This is a genomic window from Peribacillus sp. YIM B13477, assembly GCF_042787955.1.
Taxonomy (GTDB): domain Bacteria; phylum Bacillota; class Bacilli; order Bacillales; family DSM-1321; genus Peribacillus; species Peribacillus frigoritolerans.
In genome coordinates this window covers 580,373-596,603 of sequence record NZ_JBHZPD010000002.1, presented here as the reverse complement: position 1 = coordinate 596,603, position 16,231 = coordinate 580,373, and the positions used below count along the sequence as shown (strand labels likewise).

Genomic DNA, 16,231 nt, shown 5'->3' with positions numbered 1-16,231 from the left:
TCCTATTCTCATCTCAACTAACAGCTTTTCTTCAACAATGCACTATTGCTTGTTGCAAGAAGTTTAAAATAGTATATCATAAGACCTATTTTTTTAGAAGTTATATTTGTTTGAATTAATGAGTTTGAGCTTCCTTCGCTTTATACGATTCCTGGAATTTCTTCATGAAATCAGCAAGGTCCTGGCAATGGGATAGAGGGACCGCATTATAGATGGATGCTCTGCAGCCGCCGATGGAACGGTGACCGTTCAGTCCTACGAATCCGGCTTCCTTCACTTCTTTAAGGAATTGCACTTCAGCTTCTTCAGACGGAAGCGTGAACGTTACATTCATTAATGAACGGCTGTCCGGTAGGGCATGGCCTTTATAAAAACCATCACTGCCGTCGATGGCATCGTAAATGACTTTTGCTTTTTCTTCGTTGATTTCAGCAATCTTTTCCACTCCGCCCTGATCTTTTGCCCAATCCAACACAAGGGACAATAAGTAAATGGCCAATGTCGGAGGAGTGTTGTATAAAGAATTATTTTTCGAATGGATCGAATAGTTCATCATGGATGGGATTTTGTCATTATCCGTTATTAAATCTTTACGGATGATAACGACTGTGATTCCCGACGGACCTAGATTCTTTTGTGCACCAGCATAGATGATGCCGAATTTACTAATATCAATCTTTTTGCTGAGAATATCACTCGACATATCAGCTACTAGGGGAATGTTGCCTGTTTCCGGGAAATCCTTCCACTGTGTTCCGTAAATCGTATTATTGCTTGTGATATGAAGATAGGCAGCATCGTCATTCAATTTGATATCTTCCACTTTAGGGATGAACGTATATTTTTCATCTTTGGATGAAGCGACTACGGCCGTTTCACCAACCTTTTTGGCTTCTTTTAATGCTTTTTCCGACCAAGAACCAGTGAGGACATAATCTGCCCTTTTTCCATCTTTCAAAATGTTCATGGGAATCATGGAAAATTGTAGACTTGCCCCTCCTTGCAGCAGGAGAACTTCATAATTTTCAGGAATTTCCATAAGATCTTTTAATGATTGAATGGCATGGTTATGAATCTTTTCGAATTCGGAACTTCTATGGCTTAATTCCATGACAGACATACCGGAATCCTCAATATTCAACCATTCGTTTTGGGCTCTTTGTAAAACTTCTAAAGGAAGGGCGGCTGGCCCAGCGTTAAAATTACGTGCACGTTTCAATTTTTTTCCTCCTATGCGACTATGTGATAAAGTATTTGAGACTATTCATATATCCTACCAGAAAACTAAATTCAATTGGAGGAAAATTTAGAATTTTAAATCCGTTTTTTAATGATGGACCAAAGTAAAAAGGTCCTGCACTTTAATGTGAGGACCAACTCGGGATCATTTTTTCAAGCAACGAAAGGAGAAAGAAACCTTCTTCACAGGCTATTGCAGTCTCATTGTAGATGCTGTGCAATGGAGTCAGCGATTTGTTTCAGGTCATCCGGTGTATAGTCGCTGGTATTTGTTTTCCAAACTGCACCAAAGCCGTCACCTTCCCCATGCCGAGGAATTAAATGCATATGAAAATGGAAAACGGACTGCCCTGCAGCTTCACCGTTATTATTTAAAAGGTTCAGGCCTACAGGTTGGAATTCCTGCTTCATGGAGCGGGCAATTTCCGGCACCACTTCAAAAAGGTTCTTGGCAATCTCAGGTGTCAACTCATAAAGATTTTCCTTATGTACTTTAGGTATTACCAGCGTATGGCCTTTCGTTACTTGACTGATATCAAGAAAGGCTAAAACATGTTCATTTTCGAAAACTTTACTACTTGGAATTTCCCCATCGATTATTTTGCAAAAAATGCAATCACTCATGAATAACGCTCCTTTAAAAGTTAATGTATTTGGTTAATCGTACCATAGCTTGAATCCTTGAGAAAAGGAAAAATATAAAAACAGGATGCAACATTAAGTTGCACCCTGCCTGTCGAAAAAGGGGGTTTTGCTTCAAAATTCGCATTAGCATAAATTCTCTGCGACAAACACCTCATCTACATTGTAGTAAAATATGGTTATTATCTAAATAGAGATTTTCCATTCAAAGCAACCATCTCCTATATCTTTAAAGTTTCATCAACTTTTAAAGCATAATTGATAATTATTGAATGATTTTTCTGCTTTTACGTGCAAGAGAACCATCTCCTTGCTCGAAACGATTTTTGTTATGAAGCTTCTGGTTTAATTCAGTTTATACGTCTTTAACTGACACCTCATTTACAATATGATGTAAATCATTTGTAATAAACCTAATGGGTATTTCAGTATAATACGTCTTTAACTGACACCTCATTTACAATATGATGTGAATCACACGTAATGACTAACCCCTTCTTCCTTAATTATGATGGCCATCAAGCAGGAAAAATATAATTAGTTATTTATGGAAATTGGGTTCCGGAACACTCGACTATATAAAAGCAGGAGAATTTGATAAAATGGAAATAAGAACCTCTATATAGAAAGGATCGTTTATATGTCCTTATTGGAAATAAAGCAGTTAGTGGGCGGATATACGAAAACGCCCGTTTTAAAAGGAATAAGTTTTGACATTCAGCCAAATGAGCTGGTTGGGTTAATTGGGCTTAACGGGGCTGGGAAAAGTACGACGATTAAACATATCATCGGACTCATGGAGCCGAAAGGCGGAAGCGTCTCGATTCATGGTAAAACACTAGTTCAGGACCCGGATACATATCGAAAACAATTCACTTATGTTCCAGAAACGCCCATTTTGTATGATGAGCTTACACTTGAGGAGCATTTAAAGCTTACAGCCATGGCACATGGTTTGGCAGAAGCCACATTTAAAGAAAGGATGGACGTTCTGTTAAAGGAATTCCATATGGAGAAAAGGCTTAAATGGTTCCCGGCACATTTTTCAAAGGGAATGAAGCAAAAGGTCATGATAATGTGCGCCTTTTTAGTACAGCCGTCTTTATATATCGTCGATGAACCCTTCGTAGGTCTTGATCCACTAGGCATTCAATCCCTGCTTGATTTGATGAGGAAGATGAAAGAGAGCGGAGCGGGAATTTTAATGTCTACACACATTCTGGCGACAGCCGAGAGGTATTGTGATTCTTTCATCATACTGCATAATGGGGAGATTCGGGCGAAAGGCAATCTTGAGCAGCTTCGTGAACAATTTTCCATGCCAGGGGCAACTTTGGACGATTTATATATCCAATTGACGAAAGAAGAAATCGGTCATGAATAGTCAAAATCTCTGGAAGGAAAGATATTTAGGCTATATAAATGAAACGCAAAAATATCTTCGTTATATTTTTAATGGCCATCTTGTTTTTGTCATGGTTTTGGTTCTTGGTGGGTTGGCTTATTATTACAGTGATTGGGTGAAGACGTTAAACAATGATTTCCCTGCTGCATTGATCATGGCCTTTGTTTTATCGATCATTGTAACCAGAAGCCCGATAAATACTTTCTTGAAAGAACCCGATACGGTATTCCTGCTTCCGCTTGAAACGAAGTTGAGAAGTTATTTCAAGAATTCATTGATATTAAGCTGGGTCATGCAGGGCTTTATTCTTCTGGTTGTCCTGATTGCATCGATACCGATGTATGCGAAGGTTACGGGTGCAGGAGGTAAGGACCTTGGAATCATCCTGGCCGTTTTGCTTATTTTGAAGTTTTTGAATTTGACCATGCGCTGGCTGGTATTGAAATATCAGGATACATCAGTGAGCCATTGGGACTCTCTCATCCGCTTTTTACTTAATGGCGTGATTCTTTATTTTATCTGTTCAAGGGCAAATATACTGTTTGCACTTATAACCTTCTTATTATTGTTAGCACTTTACATATATTACCGAAGCGCGACTAAAGGATTCGTGTTAAAGTGGGAACGGCTGGTGGAACTGGAAAACAAACGGATGAATTCCTTCTATCGAATGGCGAACATGTTTACTGATGTTCCTCATTTGAAAGGGAAGGTAGCGAGAAGGAAATGGATGGACTGGCTATTAGCACTCATTCCGTATGGTGATAAGTCAACTTATACCTATCTTTACGCCCGTACCCTTCTGCGATCCAATGATTATGTGGGACTTTGTTTTCGTTTAACGATCATGGGATCCGTGATTTTAAGTGTATTCACTAACATATTTGCACATTTGATTGTTACGTTCATGTTCTTATTCATGACAGCCCTGCAACTGCTGCCGGTTTGGAAGGCACATGAGTGGAAAGTATGGGTCTCATTGTATCCATTGCCAGCAAAAATGAGAGAATCTGCAGTAATAAAACTAATTTCCTATTTCCTATTATTTGAGGACCTTGTCTTCAGTTTGGTCCTGCTAGTGAAAGGGGAATGGATGTCCGCTTTAGCCGCCTTGGCAATGGGTCTTGTTTTCATAATCGGCTTTAAAATTTATGCAACAAAGAAAATAAAAAACTTTTAAGCTGAAGCTGATTTTTCATAAAATCAGCTTTTTCTTTATTAAGGTTTTAGTTGATTTCAGAAATTCGCTCCCTTTCCGCCGACTGTCTGCCAAGCCTCCTCGACGCAAGCGCCTGTGGGGTCTCGGCTAGCCAGTTTTTCGGCAGGAGTGTCGCAAATTTCTTCCATCCATTAAGGATTACAGTAAAAAAACATCAAGGATTAACCAGTCTAAAATCCGGTTCGGGATGGGTCTAACTTACGGTTTTTTCTTAAATTACATTTCAGTTGATTTCAGAAATTCACTCCCTTTCCGCCGACTGTCTGCCAAGCCTCCTTGACGCAAGCGTCTGTGGGGTCCCGGCTAGCCAGTTTTTCGGCAGGGGTGTCGCAAATTTCTTCCATCCATTAAGGATTACAGTAAAAACAACAAGGGTCACCTATTCTAAAATTTGGTTCGAAATAGACCAGTCTGGAGTGGAAAACAACATTGGATACTTTTACAACCCCCAAAAAACGTTTTAGGTATTTTATTCTTTTAAGAAATAAAAATTGAAACTAAAAGCCTCATAGGGGGTATATACATATTTAACGGAGGTGTTGAATGATGGATGAATATGAACAAAAGGCATTATCTGAACTAGTATCATGGAAAAAGAAAGTAGCCAAGAAATCCGGCAGGCTTGAGCGGATGTCCAAAAAGGCGCAAATCAAATTGAATAGTTATATTCCAGACCGAGTGCACAAAGTAATTACTGATAGTATTAAAGGGATGATAGAGGCCGTATTATCAGGTTCTAAATATATGTCTAAAGAAAAAAATGTAGTGCTACTAACCTTGCAGCAAAAAGAAGAGTGGGTTGCGGAAACTGTGGCGGCATATCGGAAAACGGCCGTTATAGAAGGTGTGGGAACCGGAGCCGCAGGGCTTTTAATTGGATTGGCTGATTTCCCATTACTGCTTAGCATCAAGATGAAATTATTATTCGAACTATCCCGTATATACGGTTTCGATCCAAATAAATATGAGGAACGTTTATTCATTCTCCATATCTTCCAGATGGCATTTTCAAGCGAGGAGAAGAAATTGGAAACATTACGGGTAATAGAGGAATGGGATTCAGGGAAGTGGCCGGAAATAGACTGGCAGGAATTTCAGCAGGAATATCGCGATCACATCGATGTCATTAAAATGTTCCAGCTCGTTCCAGGTATTGGGGCAGCTGTCGGTGGATATGCCAACCATCATTTGTTGGAACATCTTGGGGAAACGGCTGTCCATTGTTACCGAATCAGATTTCTTAAACAGTAAGGGACGGGGGAAAACCCGTCCCTTTATCATTTTCGCAATATAGGTTCATTCACTTTTTTAGATGATTGTTCCTTATTGTGATAGGTCACCGCTGCAGTGCCTAATATTTTGGCAGCAATGAGCATCGCCTTTTCATCAATGTCAAACAAAGGGTGATGATGTGGATATGTATGTTCATTTTTTGGCCTTGCTCCCGTAAAGAAGAATGTACCTTTTACATTTTGTAAATAATAAGAAAAATCTTCACCTGTCATATCCGGGTCAATTTCCTCTGTAATCAAAACTTCCTTGACGGACTCAGTGCTTTCGATGAGGAATTTAGTTTCCTCAACATGCGGAATAACAGCTGGATAACCTTGAAAGTATTGATATTCATAGGTGCAGTCCGCAGCTATGCAGGTTCCTTTAACAATCCGCTCCATTTCTTCGCTAATGAATGAACGGACATCTTCCTTGAATGTGCGGACGGTCCCGATTATTTTAGCCTTATCTGCAATGACGTTAAAGGCATTATCTGCTACAAAGGAACCGACGGTAATGACTGCAGAATCTATTGGGTTTAGGCGGCGGCTTACGATTTGCTGCAGGGCCATGACGAGCTGAGAGCCGACTACGATTGCATCACGGGTTTTATGCGGCTGGGCTCCATGTCCGCCCTGCCCTTGAATGGTGATTTCAAAACGGTCAGCAGCGGCCATAAGGGGTCCATAAGCGTATTGGACTGTTCCGGTTGGGGCCGTCGCCCATAAATGGGTGCCGAAAATTACATCCACCCCATCAAGGCAGCCAGCCTCAATCATCGGTTTGGCACCCCCTGGAGCATATTCTTCAGCATGCTGGTGGATAAATATATATTCACCTTCGAGCTCACCCTTCAGTTCATTCAGGTTTTTAGCAAGGACAAGGAGTGTCGCTGTATGGCCATCGTGTCCACACGCATGCATGACCCCGGGTACGGAAGATTTATAGTGAACTTCTTTTTCATCTTGAATGGGTAAGGCGTCGAAATCAGCGCGCAATGCTACGGTTTTACCAGGCTTACTGCCTGTGACCTTGGCGATAACACCATTTCCGCCTACATTCGTCCGGTGTTCGATTCCATGTTTTTCATAATATTCAGCGATGAAGGCTGCCGTTTGGGTTTCTTGAAAAGAAAGCTCGGGATGTTGATGAAGGTAACGCCTGATGGAAACCATTTCTTCATATGAGCCATCCAGAAGATCGTGTAATCGCTGTATCATTTTGCACCTCCCAATGATTGGATTAATTGTAAATAGTATATCATATTCTGAATGATCCAAAGTGAATTAAATACCTTGAGGAGAGAGATATATAATGAATAAATATTCCTGGATTGCTATGGTTTCGCTTTGCTTGTTGCTATTCTTTTTTTTGATGAATGAAGTCCAGAGTGAGAAATCTTTAGCATTCGATACATATATTGCGGAACTCTTTTCCGTAGGTAAAAATACTTTTTCGTTCACTTTCTTTAAATCCTTTACCTATCTTGGAAAATCCATGTTCATTGGTTTTGGTAGCTTACTATGTGTTCTATATTTGTGGATAATGAAGAAGGATTATTGGACCATGGCCGTCTTTTCTATAGGGATTGCCGGGGGGGATGTATTAAATGGGTGGATAAAAAATCATGTTAAAAGAGTGCGCCCTGAAAATCATTTGATGGAGACCTCCGGCTTCAGTTTTCCAAGTGCCCACGCAATGGTGGGCCTTATTTTCTTCAGTATGGTTGCTTATTTAATCATGAGTGAAATTAAAGGAAACTCATTGAAATGGGCAGTGGGAATCGGTTTCTTTTGTCTCGTCCTGCTAATTGGTGTCAGCAGGATCGTTATGAAAGTTCACTTTCCAACTGATATCTTGGCAGGTTTTGCATTAGGGACGGCATATAGTTTAATCTTGTTTAAATTGTATAAATTCCTGGGATCTAGATGCTTTGAGTAAAGGATTCTGATGAAATATATGTAAATATCGGTTGCATTTCCCCGGAAATAAAGAAGGAATTTGTCGGATTGTTATAGGTTTATATGACTTTTAGCGTCCAAATAACGTTCTGCATTACTATGAAGGGGCCCATCCTTTAGGATGGGCCTCTTATTAAGCAGTAAATAGTCTATTCCTCAGAATCTTTCACCAATGTATACTGTGTTACAAAGGCTTCACCTGAAAACATCTTCTGGCTGGAATTCGTAACAGGAGGTTTGGAGTCACTGTTATGCGCCTGCTGGAATGAACTGGATTTCTTCCAGTTCATAAAGTCCGATTGTTTTTCCCAAATCGTTAAGATTACATATGTTTCAGAGTTGATTGGACGCAGGATACGAAGGGCAACGAAGCCTGGTTCATTTTCAATGAATCCGGCCCTGTTTTTAAAACGGTGTTCAAATACCGGCCGTCCTTCCTCACTGACAGGGATATTGTTCATGACCACATATCCATGATCTTGAAGAGTTCCCTTCCCATCGACTACCTCATACTTTCGTGGCGAGCTGAAGAGCGTTTTACCTGTAGTTTCATGTAAAAGTACTGTGTTTTGAGCGTTCTGCATAAGTAATATTTTTTCATTCGGGTGTTTATCTTTTTTTAATTTCAAAAAATCATAAGTACCTGATGTGATGAATACATTCATAAATTCCCCTCCAATTTCTATATAGTACCTGTATACCCATTTTACCCAATGAATAGTGCTTTTACCATTTCCAAACTAACCATTAAGCTGGTAAACCGGTAAGATACATATATAAAAGTCGATTTTTTGACAAATATATTATAGAAAAAGCTATAGTTTAAGGAGATTCGATTTGAAATTCAACATCCTTCTGATATTCTATGAAGGTAATGAATAAAAATAGAAACGTGATTGCTTGAAAGGTGGATATTAATGTCTAAGGAAATTACGAATGATACATTTTTAAAAGCTGCAAGAGGAGAGAAAACGGATCATGTACCTGTTTGGTATATGCGTCAGGCTGGCCGTTCACAGCCGGAATACCGTAAATTGAAAGAGAAGTACTCACTTTTTGAAATTACTCATCAGCCGGAATTATGCGCTTATGTAACTAGATTGCCAGTTGAGCAATATGATGTAGACGCTGCGATTTTATATAAAGATATAATGACACCGCTACCAGCCATTGGTGTCGATGTTGAGATTAAGTCCGGAATCGGTCCAGTCATAGCCAATCCGATCCAATCGGTGACAGATGTTGAAAAATTAGGTGAATTGAACCCAGAGAAAGACATCCCATATGTGTTGGACACGATTAAATTATTGACCACGGAGCAATTGTCCGTTCCTTTGATCGGTTTCTCCGGGGCTCCTTTCACCATTGCTTCATACATGATTGAAGGCGGCCCCTCCAAAAACTACAATAAGACGAAAGCTTTCATGTATTCTGAGCCAAAGGCCTGGTTTGCATTAATGGATAAGTTAGCGGATATGATCATCGTCTATGTCAAGTCGCAAATCAAAGCCGGCGTTAAAGCCATCCAAATCTTTGATTCCTGGGTGGGTGCTTTGAATGTTGAAGATTACCGCGTATTCATCAAGCCGATCATGACTCGTATCTTTTCATCATTGCGTGAAGAAAATGTACCGCTAATCATGTTCGGGGTCGGCGCAAGTCACTTGGCACTTGAGTGGAATGATCTTCCGATTGATGTAGTCGGGCTTGATTGGAGACTGCCAATTACAGAAGCAAGACAAATGGGAATCCAGAAAACGGTACAAGGTAATCTAGATCCTGCCCTGCTATTATCATCATGGGATGTTATAGAAGAACGGACGAAAAGGATCCTCGATCAGGGCATGGAGCAGGACGGCTACATCTTTAACCTTGGTCATGGGGTTTTCCCTTCCGTAAATCCGGAAACACTGAAGAGCTTGACCGCTTTCATTCATGAATATTCATCAAAAATGAAGTAAGGTGAGCGAACCATTTGCTAAAACTCCTTAATTGGATGCACAATAAAAGAACGAAATCTTTAAAAGAGGTGTAACTTCATGTCAAGAAAAAAAATGGGCCTTTTAGTCATGGCTTATGGTACTCCATACACTGAAGAGGATATTGAAAGGTATTATACACATATTCGTCATGGGAGACGTCCAAGCGACGAATTGATTGCCGACCTAAAAGGCAGATATGAAGCGATCGGGGGATTATCCCCGCTTGCAAAAATAACGGCAGGACAAGCTGAAGCGCTTGAAAAGAAATTGAATTCCGTTCAGGAGGAAGTTGAATTCAAGGCATATCTTGGCCTGAAGCATATTGAACCTTTTGTTGAAGACGCTGTGAAACAAATGCATGAAGATGGAATCAAAGAAGCGGTCAGTATCGTATTGGCACCGCATTTTTCAACATTCAGCGTGAAGTCTTATAATGGACGTGCCCAGGATGAAGCCGCTAAATTGGGGGACCTGACCATCACTTCCGTTGAAAGCTGGTATGATGAGCCAAAATTCATCCAATATTGGGTAGACCAGGTAAAAGAAGTGATTGGGAAAATGACCTCGGAAGAACGCGATAATTTCGCTTTGATTGTGTCGGCACATAGCCTCCCGGAAAAAATCTTGCAATCGGGAGATCCGTATCCAAATCAACTGAAAGAAACGGCAGACATGATTGCCGAAGGTGCAGGGGTTACCAATTATGCAGTAGGCTGGCAAAGCGCTGGACAAACTCCTGAACCATGGTTGGGACCCGATGTACAGGATTTAACCAGAGATCTTCATCAAGCAAAAGGTTATAAAGCTTTCATTTATATTCCTGTTGGCTTTGTTGCCGAGCACCTTGAAGTCCTTTATGATAACGATTATGAATGTAAGGTTGTGACGGAAGAGATTGGTGCAGGCTACTATAGGCCGGATATGCCCAATGTTAAACCTGAATTCATCGATGCTTTGGCCACGATCATTTTAAACAGATTACAGGAAAAGTGATCAGTCAATAGGAGAGAATTAGTTTAACCATGCTTGCCATGTGCTCTGCAAATTTTAGTTATGTTATTCACTGGAAAAGCGACGCTGCCTTTGGCCTTGCAGATTTAAATAAATATGTATTTTCGAAAAGTGGCTGTCCAGTAACGGGGATGGCCATTGTTTCTCTTGGAAATTGAAAATATAATTGAAAAGACTGAAAATTTTTGGTATGATATCGAACATAATGACTGTTTTGTCCGTCTGGTCAGGATTGAGGTGGGAAATGTCTGTTGATCGTAAAAAATTAATTTTGGAAGCTGCGACCAAGTCGTTTTCACTTTTTGGCTATAAGGCAACGACGATGGATCAAGTCGCTAAAATTGCCAATGTGGGAAAAGGGACCATTTATACCTTTTATAAAAATAAAGAAGAGCTGTTTAAAGAAATCGTTCAGCGGATGATAGAGGAAATGAAATATGAGGCGGAACAATCTTTGGATGACCAACTCTCCTTTTTTGAAAACCTGCATCGGGCCGTTTATCGAATTCTGGAGTTCAGGCAGGAACATCAATTATCATTAAAACTTCTTCAGGAAGAGCGGGAAATTGGTACGCCGGCCGTTCAGGAAATGGTTAATGAAATGGAAGAAGCCATTGTATCCTACATTAAGGAAAAACTGAAAATAGCGATTGATAAGGGCGACATACAACCTTGCGATCCGGAGATAACAGCTTTCCTTATGCTAAAGATGTACCTTGCCCTGATCTTTGATTGGGAAAGGAACCATGCCCCATTAGAGAAAGAGGAAATTGCTGAACTATTTAAAATATATTTGTTCAAAGGATTATCCGTTACGTGATCATTCTATTTTTTTGCTGAAAGGCAATGAACCCCAATAAAAAAAGAGATACCGATCATCGGTATCTCTTTTTTTATTGGTTTTTTTTCAGCTGCGAAACCGAAACATCTATGAATTCATCCTGCTATTTGGGATAGGATGGTGAATCACAAAGACTACTACTCTCCAGAAAGGCAATGATCACAGTGGTTTCCATAACATTCGTGCTGTTCTTCAATTTTTTTTCCGCATTCCGTGCATTGTTTCGGTGGCAGATTTTTAAAGAACTCAACGCTACTTTGAATCATGAACATCATCTCCTGAATTTTTTTATTATTCGCTTTTCTATGGTTTTATTGTATTATAACAGATTTGATATGTCAATGAATGTTTTATAACATAAGTAAAAAAGGTGAAATAAGGGCAAGAATAGTTTATATTAATGGGGAAGTCATTGAGAGAAAAAAGGAGTGCCTAAGCATGAAAATCACCGTAATTGGGTGCTGGGGCGGTTATCCAGCTAAAAATGAGGCAAGTTCCGGCTATTTGCTTGAATATGAAGATTTTCGCATTCTGCTTGATTGTGGCAGCGGTGTCCTATCACAGCTTCAGAACCATATGAAGCCGGAGGATCTTGGTGCAGTTGTATTATCCCACTATCATCCTGATCATGTAGCGGATATTGGTGTCCTGCAGCACGCTGCGTTCATACAACAGATATTGGGCAGCGAAAAAAGGACGATTCCTATATATGGTCATAATTTGGACGAAGTCGAATTTGGTAAGTTAACATATAAAGACGTGACAAAGGGGATAGCCATCTCTGCTGATCACCCCTTAACCATTGGACCGTGTAAATTTACGTTCATGAAAACAAAACATCCAGTCCCTTGTTTTGCAATGAGGATTGAAGCTGAAAATCATTCGATAGTTTACACAGGTGACAGTTCATATATGGATGAGCTTGCAGATTTCGCTAAAGACGCAAATGTTTTATTATGTGAAAGTAACTTTTACAGTGATATGGATGGTTCAAAGGCGGGGCATATGACGGCAAGGGAAGCGGGCCTGCTGGCAGAAAAGGCTGACGTCCAGCTTTTGCTGTTAACTCACCTCCCTCATTATGGGAATCTCGATCAACTGAAAAAAGAAGCATCCGAGGTATTCAAAAGGGAAATAGCTGTAGCCAAAACCAATCTCGAGTTCCAACTATAAATGAAACATCAGTGATATGAAGTCTACAAGGAGGAACAACTGTGCTTTTTATTGATAATAAGGGAATTACAGATCCAAGAATTAACCTGGCCATCGAAGAATATGCGCTTAAACATTTAAACATAGATGAAACCTATCTTTTATTTTACATTAATCGACCTTCAATCATCATAGGCAGAAATCAAAATACGATCGAAGAAATCAATTCCGATTATGTAGATGAAAAGGGCATTACAGTTGTTCGCCGCCTTTCCGGGGGTGGAGCGGTTTATCATGACCTAGGGAATCTCAATTTCAGTTTCATTACGAAAGACGATGGGGATAGTTTCCATAACTTCAAGAAATTCACCCAGCCTGTCGTGGAAACGCTCGAGAAACTAGGAATACATGCTGAATTGAGCGGTCGTAACGATATTCTGGCTGAAGGAAAGAAAATTTCGGGAAACGCAATGTTTTCAACGAAGGGCAGAATGTTCAGTCATGGGACATTGCTGTTTCAATCAGAAATGGATCACATTGTATCCGCTTTAAAAGTGAAAAAAGATAAAATCGAGTCCAAAGGGATTAAATCGATAAGAAGCCGTGTCGGTAATATCGCCGATTTCCTAAAAGAACCGATGTCTGTTGAAGAATTCCGTTCATTCCTTCTGCAAAATATTTTCAAAGATACCGGAAAGGTTACAGAGTATGTTTTAACAGAAACGGATTGGGAGAAAATTCACGAAATCTCGGAAGATAGGTATCAAAATTGGGAGTGGAATTACGGAAAATCACCTAAATTCAACTTGCAAAACTCACATAGATTTCCTGTGGGATCTGTTGATATCCGCCTTGAAGTGAACAGGGGAATCATTGAAAACTGCAAGATCTACGGTGATTTCTTCGGGGTCGGAGAGGTTGCGGACATTGAACGAAAGCTTAATGGAACACGCTATGAAAAGGAAGCAATCAGCAGAGTACTGGATGAAATCGATGTTCGTCATTATTTTGGCAATGTAACAAAAGAAGAAATATTGGCTTTAATATATTAAGCCTAAAAGCCGTCCCGACTTAATAGGACGGCTTTTGTGACTAATAATGACAGTAATTGCTTGAATATGGATAAAATGGTTGCTGTGATTGCATTCTTTTAATATAATAAAAATGTATTTAGTTCACCATAAAAATGAATGACCATTCATTCATGCTATTTGCAGGGGAGGGAGAAAGATGAATTTATCTGAACAGCTTCATCAAATGGCTTTAAAAAAGGCGGATAAGCCAGCATATTACTTTTTGGATCAATCCACTTCATATGGGGAATTGGATAAAGCCGTTACGAAGTTCGCAGACGAATTACATAGGCTTGGTGTTTCAAAAGGTGATAACATTGCGCTGTTATTAGGCAACTCTCCACATTTCATCATTTCATTGTATGGAGCTATGCGAGCAGGGGCGACCGTAATTCCCGTCAATCCAATATACACACCTGACGAGATTGGTTATATCCTGAATAATGGCGATGTAAAGGTTGTTGTGGCATTGGATAAGCTTTTACCCTTACTGGAAAAAATGAACCCTATCCTTTCAAGCGTAGAACAATATGTAATTTGTGAAACGCAGCTGCATAGTGGGGATAGTAGTGAATTTAACATCTGCAATAAAATGAAATCGTTTACAAAAATGGTCGAATCAGGGGATGAAGGCTTTAAAGGTCCTGAACTGGATCCTGAAGATACGGCAATCATACTTTATACTTCCGGGACAACGGGGAAACCAAAGGGGGCCATGCTCACACATACCAATATCTACTCTAATGCACATGATATTGGTGAATATTTAAATATCACGGAAAGTGACCGTGTCATTACGACATTGCCAATGTTCCATGTTTTCAGTTTAACGGTAGTTGTGAATGCCCCGTTGATAAGCGGAGGTACGCTCTTAATTGTCCCGCAATTCAGTCCAAAGGAAATATTCAGGCAAATCAAAAAATATGATGCAACCGTTTTTGCTGGTGTGCCTACGATGTATAACTTTCTTTTTCAATATCCAGATGCGAAAGAGGATGCTTTGAAGTCTTTGCAGATATGCATATCTGGCGGATCCGCCATGCCAGTGTCCCTGCTTGAATCATTCGAGCGGAAATTTAATGTTAGGGTTTCAGAAGGATATGGCTTATCCGAAGCTTCCCCTGTTACCTGCTTCAATCCTTTGGACCGTCCAAGGAAGGCGGGTTCCATCGGAACATCCATCCTTAGGGTGGAAAACAAAGTGGTCAATGAGCTTGGAGAAGAAGTGCCGATCAATGGTGTAGGAGAATTGATTGTCAGGGGTCCGAATGTAATGAAAGGTTATTATAAAATGCCTGAAGAATCAGCCGCTGTCTTGAAAAATGGCTGGTTATATACAGGCGATTTAGCCAGGATGGATGATGAAGGCTACTTTTTCATTGTAGATCGTAAAAAGGAGCTTATCATCGTCGGTGGCTATAATGTCTATCCGCGTGAAGTGGAGGAGGTTTTGTATGCTCATCCTGAAGTAGTTGAGGCAGCAGCCATTGGCGTTCCCGATCCCAATCAGGGGGAAGTGGTTAAATGCTTTGTGGTAAAGAAAAACAATGCATTGACCGAGGAAGAGCTGCTTGCCCATTGCATGGAACACTTGGCCAAATATAAGGTGCCGGCAAAAATTGAGTTTTTGGATGAACTTCCAAAAAATGCGACTGGTAAAATTTTACGGCGTTCCTTGAAAAACCATGTACTGCAAAACTGAATTACATTGATCATGAGGAGATCATTGCCTATAACTGGCAATGGTCCTTTTTTGTACAACCAAAGTGTATGAGGTTGCATAAAATATATTGAAAAATCTTAAAACCTTGATTCTTGTTTCGAAAAGAGTTATGATTGTCATTAAAAATTTCCACAATATTGTAAGGAGGGGTTAGATGAGAGATGTAAAACTTTTGGATATTTTTACACATCCCATTGCTCAAAAATACTTGAACCGTTCAGGTCTGGCACATGCGATTGCGGTAGCATACCATGCGTTTCACTTAGCAAATGAATATAATGTCGACCCTGATATTGCCGCTAAAGCCGGGCTATTGCATGATATGGGTCATTTCACCTGGTATCGCAATGGTAAATGGGATTATGATCTTTATAAACAAAATGATATTCACCCCATCAAAGGTGCCGAACGAGCACATAAACTGTTAATCCGCTTGGGAGAAAACCCGATCAAGGCAAAGACCATTTCCCTCGCCATTTTATTTCATACCGATTCGTTCTTACCTTCGAATGATATTATTCGTACACCGCTTCAGCAAGTCGTCAAATGGGCCGACGAAAAAGATGAAGAAGAAGGCGGAAAACACCATTATCGCAAAATTGATTTTCCCCGGGCAAAGGAAAGCATCATGAAACTTGATACGCTCATAGATGAGGAACAAAGAAAAAGGCTATCATCCTGAAGTCAAACGGGTTGATAGCCTTTTTTATT

The 16,231-nt window shown here is 40.1% G+C and carries 16 protein-coding genes; 11 read left to right on the top strand and 5 right to left on the bottom strand.

Translation table 11 applies throughout. The annotated features are described in order from the left end of the window. Positions 1-115: 115 nt before the first annotated feature. Positions 116-1,219: a 3-phosphoserine/phosphohydroxythreonine transaminase gene (gene serC / locus ACFX4H_RS09595; protein ID WP_034314681.1), complete on the bottom strand. Its 1,104-nt coding sequence runs from the start codon at positions 1,217-1,219 to the stop codon at positions 116-118. A 221-nt stretch (positions 1,220-1,440) separates the two neighbouring features. After that, on the bottom strand, positions 1,441-1,863 hold the full coding sequence (locus ACFX4H_RS09590; protein ID WP_377435063.1) for an HIT family protein: 423 nt from the start codon (positions 1,861-1,863) through the stop codon (positions 1,441-1,443). Positions 1,864-2,521: 658 nt separating this feature from the next. Here ACFX4H_RS09590 and ACFX4H_RS09585 point away from each other — a divergent pair. From ACFX4H_RS09585 to ACFX4H_RS09575, 3 genes are all read left to right on the top strand, one after another. Further along, positions 2,522-3,265, top strand: coding sequence for an ABC transporter ATP-binding protein (locus ACFX4H_RS09585; protein WP_034314676.1), 744 nt, complete (start codon positions 2,522-2,524; stop codon positions 3,263-3,265). Next, positions 3,258-4,466 (top strand): ABC transporter permease, encoded by a 1,209-nt coding sequence (locus ACFX4H_RS09580; protein WP_034314673.1) that lies wholly within the window; start codon positions 3,258-3,260, stop codon positions 4,464-4,466. The genes ACFX4H_RS09585 and ACFX4H_RS09580 overlap by 8 nt, the downstream gene beginning before the upstream one ends. A gap of 585 nt (positions 4,467-5,051) precedes the next feature. Continuing rightward, positions 5,052-5,756 carry an EcsC family protein gene (locus ACFX4H_RS09575; protein ID WP_377435296.1) on the top strand — a complete coding sequence of 235 codons (705 nt, stop codon included), beginning with the start codon at positions 5,052-5,054 and terminating at the stop codon, positions 5,754-5,756. A 26-nt stretch (positions 5,757-5,782) separates the two neighbouring features. Here ACFX4H_RS09575 and ACFX4H_RS09570 read toward each other — a convergent pair whose 3' ends face one another. Next, entirely contained in the window at positions 5,783-6,997 is a 1,215-nt protein-coding gene (locus tag ACFX4H_RS09570; protein WP_377435061.1) for a M20 family metallopeptidase, read from the bottom strand. Positions 6,998-7,091: 94 nt separating this feature from the next. Here ACFX4H_RS09570 and ACFX4H_RS09565 point away from each other — a divergent pair, with 94 nt between their 5' ends. Then, positions 7,092-7,718, top strand: coding sequence for a phosphatase PAP2 family protein (locus ACFX4H_RS09565; RefSeq protein ID WP_377435059.1), 627 nt, complete (start codon positions 7,092-7,094; stop codon positions 7,716-7,718). Between the two features lie 169 nt (positions 7,719-7,887). On the opposite strand, the gene ACFX4H_RS09560 is transcribed toward ACFX4H_RS09565, so the two are convergent. Next, positions 7,888-8,403, bottom strand: coding sequence for an antibiotic biosynthesis monooxygenase family protein (locus tag ACFX4H_RS09560; protein ID WP_034314668.1), 516 nt, complete (start codon positions 8,401-8,403; stop codon positions 7,888-7,890). 252 nt (positions 8,404-8,655) lie between these two features. Between ACFX4H_RS09560 and hemE the strand changes: the two genes are divergently transcribed. The 3 genes from hemE (at position 8,656) to ACFX4H_RS09545 (ending at position 11,551) form a co-directional block, all read left to right on the top strand. Next, on the top strand, positions 8,656-9,699 hold the full coding sequence (gene hemE / locus ACFX4H_RS09555) for a uroporphyrinogen decarboxylase (RefSeq protein WP_377435058.1): 1,044 nt from the start codon (positions 8,656-8,658) through the stop codon (positions 9,697-9,699). A 78-nt stretch (positions 9,700-9,777) separates the two neighbouring features. Continuing rightward, a complete protein-coding gene (hemH, locus tag ACFX4H_RS09550) occupies positions 9,778-10,713 on the top strand; it encodes a ferrochelatase (RefSeq protein ID WP_034314663.1) in 936 nt (311 codons plus the stop codon). Between the two features lie 262 nt (positions 10,714-10,975). Continuing rightward, positions 10,976-11,551, top strand: a complete 576-nt coding sequence (locus tag ACFX4H_RS09545; protein WP_034314661.1) for a TetR/AcrR family transcriptional regulator — start codon at positions 10,976-10,978, stop codon at positions 11,549-11,551. 158 nt (positions 11,552-11,709) lie between these two features. Here the strand turns inward: ACFX4H_RS09545 and yhfH are convergent, their stop codons facing one another. Beyond that, entirely contained in the window at positions 11,710-11,838 is a 129-nt protein-coding gene (gene yhfH, locus ACFX4H_RS09540) for a protein YhfH (protein ID WP_065310849.1), read from the bottom strand. A gap of 172 nt (positions 11,839-12,010) precedes the next feature. Between yhfH and ACFX4H_RS09535 the strand changes: the two genes are divergently transcribed. The 4 genes from ACFX4H_RS09535 to ACFX4H_RS09520 all read left to right on the top strand — a co-directional run bounded on the left by ACFX4H_RS09535 (position 12,011) and on the right by ACFX4H_RS09520 (position 16,202). Next, positions 12,011-12,745, top strand: coding sequence for an MBL fold metallo-hydrolase (locus tag ACFX4H_RS09535; RefSeq protein ID WP_377435056.1), 735 nt, complete (start codon positions 12,011-12,013; stop codon positions 12,743-12,745). Between the two features lie 41 nt (positions 12,746-12,786). Next, positions 12,787-13,776 (top strand): lipoate--protein ligase, encoded by a 990-nt coding sequence (gene lplA, locus ACFX4H_RS09530; protein WP_377435054.1) that lies wholly within the window; start codon positions 12,787-12,789, stop codon positions 13,774-13,776. A gap of 178 nt (positions 13,777-13,954) precedes the next feature. After that, a complete protein-coding gene (locus ACFX4H_RS09525; RefSeq protein ID WP_377435053.1) occupies positions 13,955-15,499 on the top strand; it encodes a fatty acid--CoA ligase family protein in 1,545 nt (514 codons plus the stop codon). A gap of 175 nt (positions 15,500-15,674) precedes the next feature. Beyond that, complete coding sequence (locus ACFX4H_RS09520) at positions 15,675-16,202, top strand: HD domain-containing protein (RefSeq protein WP_034314654.1); 528 nt, start codon at positions 15,675-15,677, stop codon at positions 16,200-16,202. Positions 16,203-16,231: the final 29 nt, after the last annotated feature.